Origin of the sequence: Halegenticoccus tardaugens (genome assembly GCF_004116405.1) — an archaeon.
Taxonomy (GTDB): domain Archaea; phylum Halobacteriota; class Halobacteria; order Halobacteriales; family Haloferacaceae; genus Halegenticoccus; species Halegenticoccus tardaugens.
The window spans coordinates 696249-710619 of record NZ_SDIC01000001.1 but is presented as its reverse complement, the minus strand read 5'-3'; the positions used below and the strand labels follow the sequence as shown (position 1 = coordinate 710619).

Sequence of the window (14371 nt, the reverse complement as noted above, 5' to 3'; positions counted from 1 at the left end):
GAGAGTTTATAACACGTCGCAAAGAGAGTGGCTATCATGCCTGCACGAGAAACATGGGCCACGCGGCTCGGCTTCATTCTGGCAGCGGTCGGCAGCGCAGTGGGACTAGGAAACATCTGGCGGTTCCCGTTTCTGACGGGGGAGGCCGGCGGGGCGGCGTTCCTCGTCGTCTACCTCCTCTTCGTGGGAGTCATCGGGCTCCCGGTCCTGCTCGTCGAGTTCGTCATCGGGAGGCGATCCGAGCGGAACCCGGTCAACGCGTTCGAGCGCCTCGGCAAGCCGGGGTGGACGTTCGCCGGGGCGATCGGGGCGCTCGCCGGCTTCATCATCCTCTCGTACTACAGCGTCGTCGGCGGCTGGGTGCTGCAGTACGTCATCGACAGTTTCACGGGCGCGTACTTCGCCGACCCGGAGGGCCACTTCGCGGCGACCGCGACGGGGACGAACGCGGTGTTGTTCCACGCCCTCTTCATGGGTCTCGTCGCCGGCATCGTCGCGCTCGGCATCCGAAACGGGCTCGAACGCGCGGCGAAGCTGATGGTGCCGAGCGTCATCGTGTTGCTCGTGATCCTCGCCGGGTACGGCGCGACGCTCTCCGATGCGAGCGAGGCGTACGCGTACTACCTCGCGCCGGACTTCGGCGAGATCTCGGCGAACCTCTTTTCTATCATCCCCGACGCGGCGGGACAGGCGTTCTTCACGCTGTCGCTCGGGATGGGCGTGATGATCACCTACGCCTCCTACCTCGGCGAGGATCGAAACCTCCTGACCGACGGGCTGACCGTCGTCGTCATCGACACGGCGATCGCCTTCCTCGCGGGACTGGTCGTGTTCCCCTTCCTCTTCGCGCAGAACGTCGATCCCGGCGAGGGCGGCGCAGGAACCGTGTTCATCGGTCTCGCGGACGCGTTCGCGGGGATTCCGGCGGGTAGTCTCGTCGGGGCCGTCTTCTACATCATGCTCGCGATCGCGGCGCTGACGAGCGCGTTCAGCATCCTCGAGGTGATCGTCTCGTTCCTAATCGACAACTTCGGCGTCGACCGGAAGACCGGAACGATCGCCATCGCGGCGGTGCTGTTCGTCCTCGGCATCCCGACGGCGCTCGATCTGACCTACCTCGACGCGTACGACCTGCTCGCGAACAACATCCTGCTCATCCTCGGCGGGTTGTTGCTCTCGCTCTTCGTCGGGTGGGTGTACGCCGACGGCGCGCTCGACGAACTGAACCGCGGTCGCGGCTCGGACGGCGCGTTCGCGGCGTTCTGGATCTGGACGGTCCGCCTCGTGGTGCCGATCGTCCTCGTCGTCACGCTGGCGCTCGGCGTCTCGGGCTACATCGAGTTCCTGAACGAAGCGTTCTTCTGAACGCCGGTCGCCGATTACGTTTCCGTCGTGCGACGATCCGCGGCGGGGCGCTACGCCTCGCCGTAGACGGGCACCGCCGCGCCGCTCGTCACCGCGGCGGCGTCGCTGCAGAGAAACGACATCACCCGACCGATCTCGGCGGGGTCGACCCACGCGTCGTGGTCCGCGTCGGGCATCATCTCGCGGTTCTGCGGAGTGTCGATCACGCTCGGCATCACGGCGTTCGCGCGGACGGTTCCGAGATTCTCCTCGGCGATGGTCTCGGTCAGGAGGCGCACGCCCGCCTTCGAGGCGCGGTAGGGGCCGTCGCCCTCCCCGCCCTCCAGCGAGGCGCGCGCCGAGACGCTGACGATCGCCCCCTCCGTCTCGCGGAGGTGCGACAGCGCGTGCTTCGAGGCGAGGAACATCGTCTTCAGATTCACGTCGAAGAGGAAGTCGAACGCGTCGACGTCCGTCTCGTCGATCGGCGACCCGCCGCGCCACGTGCCCGCGATGTTCAGGAGGAAGTCGAGGCGGCCGTGGTCTTCGACCACCGAGTCGACGAGGTCCGACACCTCGTCCTCGCTCGTGAGGTCCGCCTGATAGAAGTGAATCCCCCCGCCGGGATCCAAGAGCGCGTCGTCGTCGTCCGGTTCGACGATGTCGGCGGCCGCCACGGTCGCACCCGCGTCGCGGAAGACGGTCGCGACGGCGCTGCCGAGCGCGCCGCTGGCGCCGGTCACGAGCGCGACCCGATCCGTGAAGTCGAAGCTGACGGACATGGGTGGCGTATCGTCCGGGAGCCGCATAAAGCCGCGTGCGGATCGGGCGCGCCGATGCACCGCGCCGGCTCGGCCCCGCGTTCCCCGTCCGCCATCGACGACTCCGAAGACTCCGTCGCGTCCGCTTACGGGACGATGACGAGCTTTCCGAGGAAGCTGTCTTCCATCACCGCGCGCTGGGCCTCCCCGGCCTCGTCGAGGTCGTACGTCCGAGCGACGTCGACGTCGAGGTCTCGCTCGCTCATCAGGTACGCGAGCTTCCGGAGCGGGACGCGCAGGTCGGGCGTGTTGAACATGCTCATCATCGTGATCCGGAGGTCCTTCGAGCGCGCGGCCGACGAGCGCTCGAACCCCACCCGCGGGTCGTTCTCGCCGATGCCGACGACCCGCGCGCCGACGTTCGCCACGTCGGCGTCGAACTGCAGGTAGTCGTCGAGGCGGTGATCGAGGATCACGTCGACGCCGCCCCCGCCGGCCTCCCGCACCGCGTCGGCGAGGTCGTCGCGGCCGTAGTCGAGCACCGCGTCCGCGCCGAGTTCGCGCAGGCGGTCGTGGTACTCGGGCGCGGCGGTCGTGAGCACGCGCGCGCCCGCGGCCGCGGCGAGCTGGACCGCGACGTGGCCGACGCCGCCGCTTCCGCCGTGGATCAGCGCCGTCTCGGCCGGTTCGAGGCCCGCGTGGTCGACGAGCGCCCGCCACGCCGTCACGGCGACGACCCCCGCGCCGCCGGCCGCGATCGGGTCGACGCCGTCGGGGAGCTTCGCGAGCCGGTCCGTCGGGACCGCGACGTACTCGGCGTAGCCGCCGTAGTGATCCTTGCTCAGGCCGGTGCCGTACACGACGTCACCTTCCTCGAAGTCCTCGACGTACTCGCTCACCTCGACGACCTCGCCGGCGACGTCGACGCCGGGGATCATCGGCATCGCGAAGGGCTGGTACGACCCCTCGCGGAAGTAGGTGTCCACCGGGTTCACGCCCGCGCCGCCGACCTCGACGACGACGTCGTGGCCCGTCGCCTCCGGGCGGTCGACCTCGTCCACCCGCAGTACCTCCCGTCCGCCGTGCTCGTGGAACCGAACTGCTCGCATGGTACCCGATGCCACGAGTCCGGGGAGGATAAAGCCGTCAGAAGCGGAAGGTGGGGTATGGAACGACGCTGCCCCGACTGCGACGTGCGGATGGAGCGGGTCGCCCCCGTCACGTCCGTCGACGGTGAGGTGCTCCGGCTGCGGACGGACGAGCCGAAGAAGGGCCTCCTCGGCTCGATCGGACTGAAGGAGACGGTACAGCCGGACGGCTACGTCTGCCCCGAGTGCGGGCTGGTCCGGCTCTACGTCGACGCGGAGGGGGAGTCGTAGCCCCGCGTCGGATCCCGAACGTCTTTCTTCCCGCCCGACGAGTCCGACGACATGGGCGCAAAGCGGATCGGAATGGCGCTGTTCGGCGTCGGCCTCTTCGTCGGAAGCATCACCGCCGTCACGGGACTCGTTTACACGAGCACGGCCGCAGCGTGTCCTCCCAATCGAGACCCGAAGTACTCGCTCGTCGGGTTCGATTTCCAGTACTTCGGCGTCGTCTACAGCGACGGCTGCAACGTCATGATGACGAGCCCCGGCGTCGGTGTCGGTCTCCTCCTCGTCGTCGCCGGCGTCCTCGTCGGCGGCGTCGGGATCGCCCGGGACGCGCTGGCCGAACCCTGAAGCGCGCGTTCACTACGACCCGAGTTCCGATTTTCGAGAAGCGGCAAATGTGCCACTCCGTGTCCCGGATGAACGGGATTTAAGCGCCCGTCCGACGCTTTCACGAACGCATGAAACTCCACGAGTACCAGGCGAAGGAGATCTTCGCCGACGCCGGGATTCCCGTACCCGACTCCCGGCTCGCGACGAGCGTCGACGAGGCGGTGAACGCGGCCGAGGAGATCGGGTATCCGGCCGCGATCAAGGCCCAGGTCCACGTCGGCGGCCGCGGGAAGGCCGGCGGCATCAAGATCGCCTCGGACGCGGCGGAGGCCCGCCAGTACGCCGACGACATCCTCGGCATGGATCTGAAGGGGTACACGGTCGAGCAGGTGCTCGTCGAGGCCGGCGTCGACTTCACGGACGAACTCTACGTCGGCGTCACGATGGACCGCGGCGAGGGCGAGCCGGTCGCGATGGTCTCGACGGAGGGCGGCGTGGACATCGAGGCGGTCGCGGAGGAGACCCCCGACGCCATCGCGCGAGAGCACGTCGACCCGGCGTTCGGCCTGCACCCCTACCAGGCGCGGAAGGTCTGCTACGAGGCGGGTATCCCCCGAAACGTCGCCCTCGACGTTGCCTCGATCCTCACGACGCTGTACGACCTCTACGAGGCGCGCGACGCCAGCGACATCGAGATCAACCCGGTCATGATCACGTCCGACGACGAGGTCGTCGCCGCCGACGCGGTGATGAACGTCGACGACGACGCGCTGTTCCGCCAGCCGGAGCTCGCGGAACTCGAAGACGAGACCTACGAGGACGAACTGGAGCGGAAGGCCGGCGAGTACGGCTTCGACTACGTCCGACTCGACGGCAACGTCGGGATCATCGGCAACGGCGCGGGGCTCGTCATGACGACGCTCGACCTCGTGGACTACTACGGCGGCGCGCCCGCGAACTTCCTCGACATCGGCGGCGGCGCGAAGGCCGAGCGCGTGACGAACGCGCTCGACATGGTCTTCTCCGATTCGAACGTCGACGCGGTCGTGTTCAACATCTTCGGCGGGATCACCCGCGGCGACGAGGTGGCGAAGGGGATCAACGAGGCGCTCGAAGCCTTCGACGAGATCCCGAAGCCGGTCGTCGTCCGCCTCGCCGGCACGAACGCGGAGGAGGGCCGGGAGATCCTGAACGACGAACTCGTCACGGTGGAGGAGACGCTGGAGGACGCGGTGCAGCGCGCGGTCGAGTACGCGGCGGAGGTGACCAACGAATGAGCATTCTCGTCGACGAAGACACCCGGGTGGTCGTACAGGGCATCACCGGTGGGGAGGGCAAGTTCCACACCGGACAGATGATGGCGTACGGAACGAACGTCGTCGCGGGCGCGGTCCCCGGCAAGGGCGGCCGGGAGGTCGAGGGCGTCCCGGTCTTCGACACCGTGTCCGAGGCGGTCGAGGAGGAGGACGCGAGCGCATCCGTCGTGTTCGTCCCGCCGGCGTTCGCGGCCGACGCGATCTTCGAGGCGCTCGACACCGACCTCGATCTCGTCGTCGCAATCACCGAGGGCGTTCCGACGCAGGACATGGCGAAGGTGAAAAAGCGGCTCTCGGAGGTCGACACCCGCCTCATCGGACCGAACTGTCCCGGGATCATCACGCCCGGCGAGGCCAAACTCGGCATCCTGCCGGGTAACATCTTCGCCGACGGCAACGTCGGGCTCGTCTCGCGCTCCGGGACGCTCACCTACCAGGTCGTCGACAACCTGACCGGCCGCGGCGTCGGCCAGACGACCGCCATCGGCATCGGCGGCGACCCCATCATCGGCACGTCGTTCATCGACGCGCTCGAACTGTTCGAGGCCGACGAGGAGACCGAGGCGGTCGTCATGTGCGGCGAGATCGGCGGCGAGGACGAGGAGGAGGCCGCCGCGTACATCGCCGAGTACATGGACACGCCGGTCGCCGGATTCATCGCCGGGCGAACCGCCCCGCCGGGCAAGCGCATGGGCCACGCCGGCGCGATCGTCTCCGGGTCGGGCACCGGCACCGCCGAGTCGAAGATCGACGCGCTCAACGACGCCGGCGTCCCGGTCGGCGACACGCCCGAGGAAGTCGCGGACCACATCGAGGATTACCTGTAGGCGCGAAACGTCGAAGGGCGGGGCTGACGCTGCCTCGTCCGTTCCGTACAAAAAACCGCGATCAGCGTTTTCGCGCGTAAAATCGAGTCCCGAGGGGCCGTCGCCCGATCTACGCCGCGACCATGGCGGCGGCGACGAACGACCACTTGGTGCCGCTACCGGCTTCTTTCTTCTTGCGGTCCGCCTCTCGCTGGTTGCGCTTGTGTTTCCAGTGCATGTCTACTCGTAGAATTTACTCGCTTAAGAGTTTTGTGCTACATTGACATTTATATCACGGAAGTACACGACAGTTACGACCGCACTGTGAGCAAATCTCACGGGCTCTCGCGTCCGTTCTCCTCGATACGGGAGATCGTATCACGATCAGTGGCGGCGGATCGTTCGATGATCGATTAAAATCCCGTGTTTTATCAACTATTTTGATCGTAGGACAAAACCCACGGCGCTAGTCGAGTCGAGAGAGACAGTCGTGACAGAACCGAACGTCGGGGGGGTTCGGCGCGCCGCACGCGCCGCAGGCGACGAGATCGACCGCCGTCCGCTCCCGCCGGGCGGTCGGAAACAGGTCGCCGAGCGTCGGCGCGAGGTCGGCCTTCCGATGGCCGGTTTCGGCCGTCACCTGCGCGAGCAGTCGATCGTCCCGGAGCGCGTGCAGCCCGTGCCAGAGGCCGAGAAACAGCGCCGTCGGCGCGACGATGACGAACGTTGCCAGGGCGAGACGAAAGAGGAGTTCCACGTTCATAGTTGACCGACAGGGTCCCGACGCGCTTGTGTGTGATGTTGTGACACCGCACGCGACTGTCGCACCGTGCGCGACTGTCGTCGCGTCGAGACGGCGCGTCGCTCGTAGGGCGAGTCGGTCGTGGAAACGACCCCCGTCAGTTCGCCGAGAGCGCACCCGCGGGAGGTGGTCTCCCGGAGATCACGCGGAAAGGGGGGCGAACCGCTCGGAGCCCGCCCGCGATCAGGGCATCGTTCGTCCGGGCGCGGGCGGGCCGTAGAACTGGCCGTGGAAGGCGTACGGGAGCCGGTGCGGGAGCGGCGCTCGCCCGAGCTCCGACAGCGTCGACGCGTCGAGACAGACCAGTTCCGACCGGTCCGCGGGCGGCGACAACAGCACCGACAGGAGGACGCCGTCGTCTTCGGCGTCCGACCGCGGGGCGGGGACGAACACGGGCTCGCCGGGGTACGTCCCGGGTTCGCGCCAGCGCCGAACGCGGCCCGACTCGACGTCGACTTTGGTGACGGCGGTCGGGAGGGCCGACCCGTCCGCCGTCTCCGCGAGGTAGACGTACCGGTGCGGTCGGCCGCCGCGGCGGCGGTAGTCCACCATCGGAAATTCGACCGGACCGCGGTGGAGACGTCGGCGCTCGGCGCTCCCGCCTTCGAGCGGCAGGCGGTACCGAATCAGATCGCCCCGGGGCAGCGCCGGCGAGTCGCTCCGGAGGTTTCGGAGCGTCAACTCCGTCACGGCCCGTTCGTCCTCGAAGGCGACCAGATCGACGACGAGAACGCCGTCGCGCTCGTAGGCGTTGGCGTGGTGGTAGACGAACGCGGGCGGCGCTTCGAGGGTCCGGACGTGCGCACCCGTCGACCGATCGAGCACGACGAACCGGGTGGGGACCCCGAGCGGTCCGAACGCGTCGAGGAAGGTGCCGCCGGTGACGGCACCGCGGAGAAGCGCGGTCGCGTCGAGCCCGAAGGCGTTGATCGTCAACACAGCGTACCGCTCGGTGAGCGCGAAGGAGTGGACGTAGGGCGCTCCCTCGAACCGGAGTCGAGAGAGCGCCGTCGGCGCGCCGCCGTCGGCCGGCCGCTCGAACAGCGTGTACGTCGTCTCGCGACCGTAGGAGACGCCGAGGTTCCAGAACGTCTCCGCGTCGTGATCGTAGTGGACGTGCGCCAGGGTCAGATCGCTGTCCAGACCCGCGGTCAGGTCCACCCTCCCCGTCGTCTCCAGGGTCTCCGGGTCGAACGCCAACCCGTGTGGGGACTCCGTGACGGCGAGGAACCGCCCGCCGAGCCGTTGTACCCCGATGACGGGATTGTCCGGAAACGTCCCCGAGAGGAGCTGTCGGAGCCGCGTCACCACCGATCTGTCCGGCGGCGTCCCGGGAAACGGCGTCCGCACGCCGCCCTTCCGGCGGGCGTACTCGAAGTCCCGGCTTCGAACGAAGCGGTTCGCGTAGCTCACGCCGTCGTCGTCGAACCGAAACCGCCGGAGCATCGCCAGCGGATCGAACCAGTGGATCAGCGACTCGCCGCCGACTTCGAACTGCCCCGGGCCGTTGACGAAGAGCGTCCCGCGAAGCCAGTCCGGAAACGATCCCTCGACGGGGAGTCGCGCGTCGGACAGTTCCTCTCGCTGCGTCCGGAAGCCGGCGCGGTAACCCTCGGCTCGTTCCATGGGCCTCCATGGGTCCGCACGGTATAGGGCCCGTCGCCGAACCGAGGGCCCTCACGACGCCGGTTCGGATCCCTCGCTCCGCTCGTCACGTAGCGCCGGTGCAAGTGGGTTGGGGCAGATTTGAACCGCGAGAACGTCGCTTCGCTCGTTTTCTGGGCCCAAATCTACCGGACCGATTTTCGAGCGACGCGCTCGTCGCATTCGCTCCTCGCGGGTAGTCGCTCGAAAAATGGGTTGGGGCAGATTTGAACTGCCGACTTCCTCCGTGTGAAGGAGGTATCATAACCGGACTAGATCACCAACCCGCTACGAAGTGGGTACCCGCGGTCGAAACTTAAGAGTTGCTTTGTGCGGCTACGCCGCCTTCTTCTTGCGGCCGCCGCGGTACTTTCGAACCCGTTCTTTCGCGGTCTCGAAGGCCTCTTTCGCTTCCTCCTCCGCTCGCTTCTCGGCCTCTTTCAGCTCCGACCGGGCCTTGTCGAAACGGCCGGGCTCCGGCTCTCGCTCCCGTCCGACGCGCCTGCGGACCCGCGCTTCGACGGGCCGAAGTTCCTTCTCGACGCCGGCTTTCAGGTGCTGTCCCGCTCGCTTCAGGTAGTACCACGCGTCTTTGAAGTGCGCGTTCATATCTGCCCTTACGCCGACAACAAATAAAATGGTTGTGGGAGACGTGTTATCTCCTCCACGATTTTTAGGCCAGCCGAAACCGGAACGCTTTTGTGATTGTTAGGCAAGCCTAAAGCACGGTGCGCCGAGGCGGGTCGCGGACCCGTCGCGAGAGCGCGCATCGGTCTGTCCCGAGGCACGAGGACCGTGGGCATCACGGTGGTCCGACTGCCCGAACCTAACCTTCTCACTGCGATCGACGCCGAGCGCCGGCGTTCAGTACGTCGGCGACTCCTCGCGGACGCCGTCTCGCTTGTTCACGAGTCTGGCGGCGACGAACAGCGCGTCCGAGAGTCGGTTGAGGTACGTGATCGCGTGCTCGTTCACCGGTTCCTCGCCGGCGAGCGCGACCGCGCGCCGCTCCGCGCGCCGCGAGACTGCCCGCGCGTGGTGGAGCTTCGCGCCCGCGTCGCTCCCCCCGGGCAGGATGAAAGACCGCAACGGATCGAGTTCCTCGTCGGCCTCGTCCATCCACTCCTCCAGTCGCTCCGCGTGCTCTTTCCGCACCCGCGGGTCGTCCTCGTCCGGCGTCGGGTTCGCGAAGTCCGCCTGCACGACGTGGAGGTGGTTCTGGATCTCGAAGAGGAATCCGTCGACGTCGTCGTACCCCGTCGGCACGACCGTTCCGACGAGGGCGTTGGCCTCGTCGACGGTGCCGTACGCTTCGATCCGGGCGCTCGTCTTCGACACCCGCGTCATGTCTCGGAGGTCGGTCTCGCCCTCGTCGCCGCGGCCGGTGTAGATCGTCATCGCGCCAGCGTCGTCTCGACGTAGTCGAGGATGTTGGCACTCTCGGCCATGGTCACGCCGCGCTCCTCGTCGACGAGCACCGGGACGCCGCGCTGTCCGCTCACCCGCCTCACTTCGTCTCGGTCCGAGTGGAGCGCCTCGACCCACTCGGTCTCGTAGTCGACCCGACTTTCCCGGAGCGCGTCGTGTACCCTCTCGCAGTACGGACAGCCGTCGAGCGCGTACAGGACAACGGACATGCGCCCTCGTAGGCGCGGGCGCGGCAAGTATGTTCGCCCCGTACGAACGTCGTCGATCCCCGCGAACGCGAAGAAAAAGCGCTGGGTTCCTCCTCCGCAGGGTCAGCGAACCGAGTCGAGATCAACGAACGATCCCTCGCCGGCGGTGATCCACGTGGTCATGAGATCCATCCCGGTCGCGTCCGGGGGATAGATCGTACACTCCACGGATTCGTCGTCCAGCTCGACGATCTTCGCCGTCAAGCGTATTTCGGCGTCGTCCGGCACGGCAGCGCCGACGGCCGCCCACTCGTCGCTCTCGCCGCTCCGTCCGTACTCTGTGTGGTCGTCTAGCATCCTTCGATCCTCGGTGTCGCCCGATCCACGGCGTCGATTGGCGATCGTTCCGTTCGTCGCGTCTCCCGACTACGGTTCAGCGTTCGACGCTCTAATAAAAGATTCCGTCCCCGGTTCTCGCGCCGTGAGAACCCGATCAGTCGTCACTCGTCGTCTCGCCGGCGGCGTCCGCGGACGGCGTCGCGGAGAGGTTCTTCCGCCGCGCGTCCCACTCCGAGAGCCCGTACACGAGCGCCACGAGGACGACCACGCCGGCGGGGAGCAGAACGAACTGAGACAGGCCCGTGAGGCCGTAGAGGAGGTACACGAGCGTCGCGACCGAGACGACGGTGAGCGCGTAGTAGATCTGCGTTCGAACGTGGTCGACGTGGTCGGAGCCGGCGAAGGTCGACGAGAGGATGGTGGTGTCCGAGATGGGCGAGCAGTGGTCCCCGAAGATCGCGCCGCTGAACACGGCCCCGGTGGCCACGGCGAGCATCTCGTTCGAACCGCCGGAGATCTCCCACGCCATCGGGATCGCGACCGGCGTCACGAGCGCCATCGTGCCCCACGAGGTGCCGATGGAAAAGGAGATCACCGCGGCCGCGAAGAGGATGACGATCGGCAGCAGCGTGGGCGTGACGACCCCCTGTGCGATCCCGGTGACGAACTGCCCGGTGCCGAGTTCCTCGGCGACGGTCCCGATCGACCACGCGAGCACGAGGATGCTGATGGCGTTCAGCATGATTCCGAACCCGTCGATGACGGTGTCCATCGCCTCGTCGAGTCCCATGATGTCGTACGCGCGCGAGAGGGCGATCGCCGTCGCGACCATCGCGAACGACCCCCAGACGAGCGCGCCGATGAAGTCCGCGTTTTCCGCCATCGCGAGCGCGTCCCGGTTCGGCGCGTACCCGGTCCAGACCGCTCCGACGACGACGACGGCCACGAGCGCGGCGACCGGGAGGATGAAGAGCCGGAGCATCGGCTCTTCGGTTTCGACGGCACCGAGTTCCTCCTTTATGCTCTGGAGCGGTTTTGCGCCGTCGCGGTAGAGTTTCCCCGTCTCCCGGGCCCTGGTTTCGGCATCGAGCATCTCGCCGAAGTCGCGGCGTGTGACCACGACGATCCCGACCATGAGCACCGCGAGGAGACAGTAGACGTTGTACGGGATGCTCCGGAGGAAGGTGACGAACGCCGAGGGCGCGGTGTCCGCGATCCCCGCCGCCCTGTAGCCGGTGTTTATCATGCTGATCTGGTACGCCACCCAGCTCGAAATGCCGAACGTGGCGACGGGCGCGGCCGTCGAGTCGAGGATGTACGCGAGCTTCTCGCGCGACATGCGCATCTCGTCGGCGATGCTCTTCATCGAACTCCCGACGATGGCCGTGTTGGCGTAGTCGTCGAAGAACCAGACCATCCCGAGCAGCCACGCGGCCAACCCGACTTTGCGGCGCGAGTCGAGCCGTTTCGTGGCCCAGTTCGCCACCGCGAGCGAGCCGCCCATCCGCCAGATCAGGGCGATCCCCGCCCCGAGCAAGAAGATGAAGAGCATCACCTCCGCGTTGAACGAGTCGGTCATCGATCCGATGACCCAGTCGAACGTCTGTACCACGCCAAGCCCCTGTACCGCGATCACCGCCCCGATCCACACGCCGACGAAAAGCGAGAGGATCGCTCGCCGCGTGACGACCGCCAGAACGATCGCTAAAAGCGGCGGGACGAGTGACAGCGCACCGAAATCTGATGCCATGGACTAACATGGCTCATCCCCTAGTTAACTCTTTACGCTTTCGACGGGACGGCGGAGTATCGTCAAATTTGACCGGGGCGTCCATCGTCAGAGGCCCGCGCGGTTCACCAGCCCTTCCCGATCGTCCTCGGAAGATCGAGTCTGAGAACCGTCCCGGTGTCTCCCGTCGGGCCGAGTTGTCGGCTCCCGAGCAGGTACAGTTCGTCGTCTGCTCCGCGTCCGATTCCCCGCAGATAGTACCCGAGGCCGTCGCCCGTCCTCCTGCCGACTCGGAGCTCTTTTGCGTACCATATCGGCTCGTTCGGAATCGTTCGCTGGGGCGACCCCGCCGGCGGCGATGCGACCGCCGGCGGAACCGCGGCGAACAGCCGACCCGACGGTTCCGCGGGGTCGCGCGCGTAGTCGCCGAACACGTAGACACCCCGTCCCCCCGCAGGTTCGACGAAATATCCGCCGATGACGGCCCGTCCGACCGGCCGTCCGTCGTACTCGTGCGGGTACTCGAGGATGGGCGATCGGAGCGGCTCGCCGTCGGGCGTCGAGCGCGGACACCGATCGAGGTGTGTGTCGAAATCCTCGGCGTCGAAGCAGTGGGTTCCCTCGCGGACGTTCCAGCCGTAGTTTCCTCCCTTCTCGACGACGCTTACCTCCTCGTACGACGCCTCTCCGACGTCGCCGACGAACAGACGCCCTCGATCGTCGAACGAGAGTCGCCACGGGTTGCGAAAGCCCCACGCGTACAGTTCGTCCCGACCGCTCGTGCCGACGAGCGGGTTGTCCTCGGGAATCGCGTAGGGCGTACCGCTCCGAGCGTCGTCGACGTCGAGCCGGAGCACGCTCCCGAGCAGATTGTCGTCGACGTCCTGGCCGTTGCCCCCGCCGTTTCTCTCGTACCAGTCCCGAGCGTGGCCGTGGCCGCTGTCGCCGCTCCCACCGCCGTCGCCCATCGGGACGTAGAGGTAGCCGTCGGGCCCGAACGCCATGGGCCCCGCGTTGTGGTTCGAAAACGGGTGGGGAATCTCCAACAGCGTGCGTTCGGTGGCTGGTCGCCCCCGCGAGAGATCAGCCGCGGCCCGAAACTCCGAGATCACCTCGGTGTGGTCGTACCCCGGCGGGGTGCCCGCTCGGGGGGGAGCGCTGTAGTGGAGGAAGAACCGCCGGTTTCGCGCGAACTCGGGGTGAAATTCGAGCCCGAGCAGTCCACGTTCGCTGGGTTCGCCCGGCGCGCCGACGAGCCGATCTCGGACGTCGATGAAGGGGACGTCCCGAACCCCCGTCGCGTCGAGGACGTGAACGCTCCCGGGCTGATCGGCGACGAACGTCCGCCCGTCCGGCGGAAGGGTCGCAGCCATGTCGGTGGGCGCGGTCAGCCCCGAGCCGACCACGCTCACGGAGACGCGCGGTCCGGCGGGAAAGTACCGCGCCGGTTCGTCGGATCGACGCGAACCCGTCCGTCTCCGGTCGCTCCCGACGCCTGCGACGGTGCCGGCTCCCGCGACGGTTCCGAGGCCCGCGAGCGAACGCAAGACGGTCCGTCTCCCGCACGACATACCGGAAGGTGGCAGTTGAGAGACATCAGCGTGGTGCAGGGATATACAGAGGCGACGCGGGGAAAAGCCCGATCGGAGATTCGGCTTCCGCGGAACGCCGGCTCGGTCCGCACCGCCGTGGATTATGTATCGCTCTATGTGATATACATCACGGATCGAAACGGACGAGACCGCGTCGGCGGTCGTCAGCGCGGAGACCACAGCCGGTCCGCGCTTTCGTCGGTCTCGTCGGCGACGCCGAGTTCGAACGTGCGACGGACTTACCATCCGACGCGCGCGGTGACCGGCGATCCGGATCGAGGTCGGCGATCGCTCCGCCCGCGCGAACCAACATCTTCAACACGCCGCCCCATCGATGCTACGCTATGAGCCTGGAAATCGAGCACGATTGCCCCGAGTGCGGTGGCCCGCGGGAGTTCTACCGCGCCGCGAGCACGACGCTCCACCTCGGCGAGAAGACCAAGTGGCGCTGTACGGACTGCGACTACGGGTTCGTCCTGATCGACGGCGACATCGACAGTTCGGCCTGAGACGTCCGTTTTATTTCGCGCATCTCACTCGGAGCGACGGCTATCGCGTGACTCGCGCCTTCTCGAACGCGTTCCACCGCGCGCGTCGGTGGGGGACAGTAGCGTAACCAAATTACATTACTAACCGATCCGGTAGCAACGACTTTCGATTACCGACAACAGTAATCAATCCGCGGCGATAACGCCACGTACTATGGATTCACCCGAATC

Annotated in this window: 16 protein-coding genes and 1 tRNA gene; 6 read left to right on the top strand and 11 right to left on the bottom strand. The window is 67.1% G+C overall.

Annotated features, from left to right (window positions below):
• Positions 1-36: 36 nt before the first annotated feature.
• Positions 37-1365: a sodium-dependent transporter gene (locus C3L37_RS03750; protein ID WP_129113270.1), complete on the top strand. Its 1329-nt coding sequence runs from the start codon at positions 37-39 to the stop codon at positions 1363-1365.
• 50 nt (positions 1366-1415) lie between these two features.
• Here C3L37_RS03750 and C3L37_RS03745 read toward each other — a convergent pair whose 3' ends face one another.
• Both C3L37_RS03745 and C3L37_RS03740 read right to left on the bottom strand, forming a co-directional pair.
• Positions 1416-2126: an SDR family oxidoreductase gene (locus C3L37_RS03745; RefSeq protein ID WP_129113269.1), complete on the bottom strand. Its 711-nt coding sequence runs from the start codon at positions 2124-2126 to the stop codon at positions 1416-1418.
• 125 nt (positions 2127-2251) lie between these two features.
• Positions 2252-3214 carry an alcohol dehydrogenase catalytic domain-containing protein gene (locus tag C3L37_RS03740; protein ID WP_129113268.1) on the bottom strand — a complete coding sequence of 321 codons (963 nt, stop codon included), beginning with the start codon at positions 3212-3214 and terminating at the stop codon, positions 2252-2254.
• Positions 3215-3271: 57 nt separating this feature from the next.
• Between C3L37_RS03740 and C3L37_RS03735 the strand changes: the two genes are divergently transcribed.
• From C3L37_RS03735 to sucD, 4 genes are all read left to right on the top strand, one after another.
• Positions 3272-3484 (top strand): hypothetical protein, encoded by a 213-nt coding sequence (locus tag C3L37_RS03735; RefSeq protein ID WP_129113267.1) that lies wholly within the window; start codon positions 3272-3274, stop codon positions 3482-3484.
• Between the two features lie 51 nt (positions 3485-3535).
• Positions 3536-3826 carry a hypothetical protein gene (locus C3L37_RS03730; RefSeq protein ID WP_129113266.1) on the top strand — a complete coding sequence of 97 codons (291 nt, stop codon included), beginning with the start codon at positions 3536-3538 and terminating at the stop codon, positions 3824-3826.
• A gap of 110 nt (positions 3827-3936) precedes the next feature.
• Positions 3937-5085, top strand: a complete 1149-nt coding sequence (gene sucC, locus C3L37_RS03725; RefSeq protein ID WP_129113265.1) for an ADP-forming succinate--CoA ligase subunit beta — start codon at positions 3937-3939, stop codon at positions 5083-5085.
• Positions 5082-5951 (top strand): succinate--CoA ligase subunit alpha, encoded by an 870-nt coding sequence (sucD, locus tag C3L37_RS03720; RefSeq protein WP_129113264.1) that lies wholly within the window; start codon positions 5082-5084, stop codon positions 5949-5951. The genes sucC and sucD overlap by 4 nt, the downstream gene beginning before the upstream one ends.
• Before the next feature lie 445 nt (positions 5952-6396).
• On the opposite strand, the gene C3L37_RS03715 is transcribed toward sucD, so the two are convergent.
• The 9 genes from C3L37_RS03715 to C3L37_RS03675 all read right to left on the bottom strand — a co-directional run bounded on the left by C3L37_RS03715 (position 6397) and on the right by C3L37_RS03675 (position 13631).
• Positions 6397-6693 carry a zinc ribbon domain-containing protein gene (locus C3L37_RS03715; RefSeq protein WP_129113263.1) on the bottom strand — a complete coding sequence of 99 codons (297 nt, stop codon included), beginning with the start codon at positions 6691-6693 and terminating at the stop codon, positions 6397-6399.
• A gap of 222 nt (positions 6694-6915) precedes the next feature.
• Positions 6916-8358: a carotenoid oxygenase family protein gene (locus C3L37_RS03710; protein WP_129113262.1), complete on the bottom strand. Its 1443-nt coding sequence runs from the start codon at positions 8356-8358 to the stop codon at positions 6916-6918.
• Positions 8359-8588: 230 nt separating this feature from the next.
• Positions 8589-8663: transfer RNA gene (locus C3L37_RS03705), tRNA-Val, on the bottom strand.
• A gap of 49 nt (positions 8664-8712) precedes the next feature.
• Entirely contained in the window at positions 8713-8985 is a 273-nt protein-coding gene (locus C3L37_RS03700; protein WP_129113261.1) for a DUF7553 family protein, read from the bottom strand.
• A 255-nt stretch (positions 8986-9240) separates the two neighbouring features.
• The gene (locus tag C3L37_RS03695; protein ID WP_129113260.1) at positions 9241-9774 is read right to left on the bottom strand and encodes a cob(I)yrinic acid a,c-diamide adenosyltransferase; all 534 of its coding nucleotides are present in this window, start codon (positions 9772-9774) and stop codon (positions 9241-9243) included.
• Positions 9771-10013 carry a glutaredoxin family protein gene (locus C3L37_RS03690; RefSeq protein ID WP_129113259.1) on the bottom strand — a complete coding sequence of 81 codons (243 nt, stop codon included), beginning with the start codon at positions 10011-10013 and terminating at the stop codon, positions 9771-9773. Before C3L37_RS03690 ends, C3L37_RS03695 begins: the two co-directional genes overlap by 4 nt.
• Positions 10014-10115: 102 nt before the next feature.
• Positions 10116-10349: a DUF7511 domain-containing protein gene (locus C3L37_RS03685; protein ID WP_129113258.1), complete on the bottom strand. Its 234-nt coding sequence runs from the start codon at positions 10347-10349 to the stop codon at positions 10116-10118.
• Between the two features lie 136 nt (positions 10350-10485).
• On the bottom strand, positions 10486-12081 hold the full coding sequence (locus C3L37_RS03680; protein ID WP_129113257.1) for a Na+/H+ antiporter NhaC family protein: 1596 nt from the start codon (positions 12079-12081) through the stop codon (positions 10486-10488).
• 104 nt (positions 12082-12185) lie between these two features.
• Positions 12186-13631 carry a PQQ-dependent sugar dehydrogenase gene (locus tag C3L37_RS03675; RefSeq protein ID WP_129113256.1) on the bottom strand — a complete coding sequence of 482 codons (1446 nt, stop codon included), beginning with the start codon at positions 13629-13631 and terminating at the stop codon, positions 12186-12188.
• A 365-nt stretch (positions 13632-13996) separates the two neighbouring features.
• On the opposite strand from C3L37_RS03675, the gene C3L37_RS24145 reads away from it, so the two are divergent.
• Positions 13997-14161 carry a DUF7838 family putative zinc beta-ribbon protein gene (locus C3L37_RS24145; RefSeq protein ID WP_164974651.1) on the top strand — a complete coding sequence of 55 codons (165 nt, stop codon included), beginning with the start codon at positions 13997-13999 and terminating at the stop codon, positions 14159-14161.
• Positions 14162-14371 lie beyond the last annotated feature (210 nt).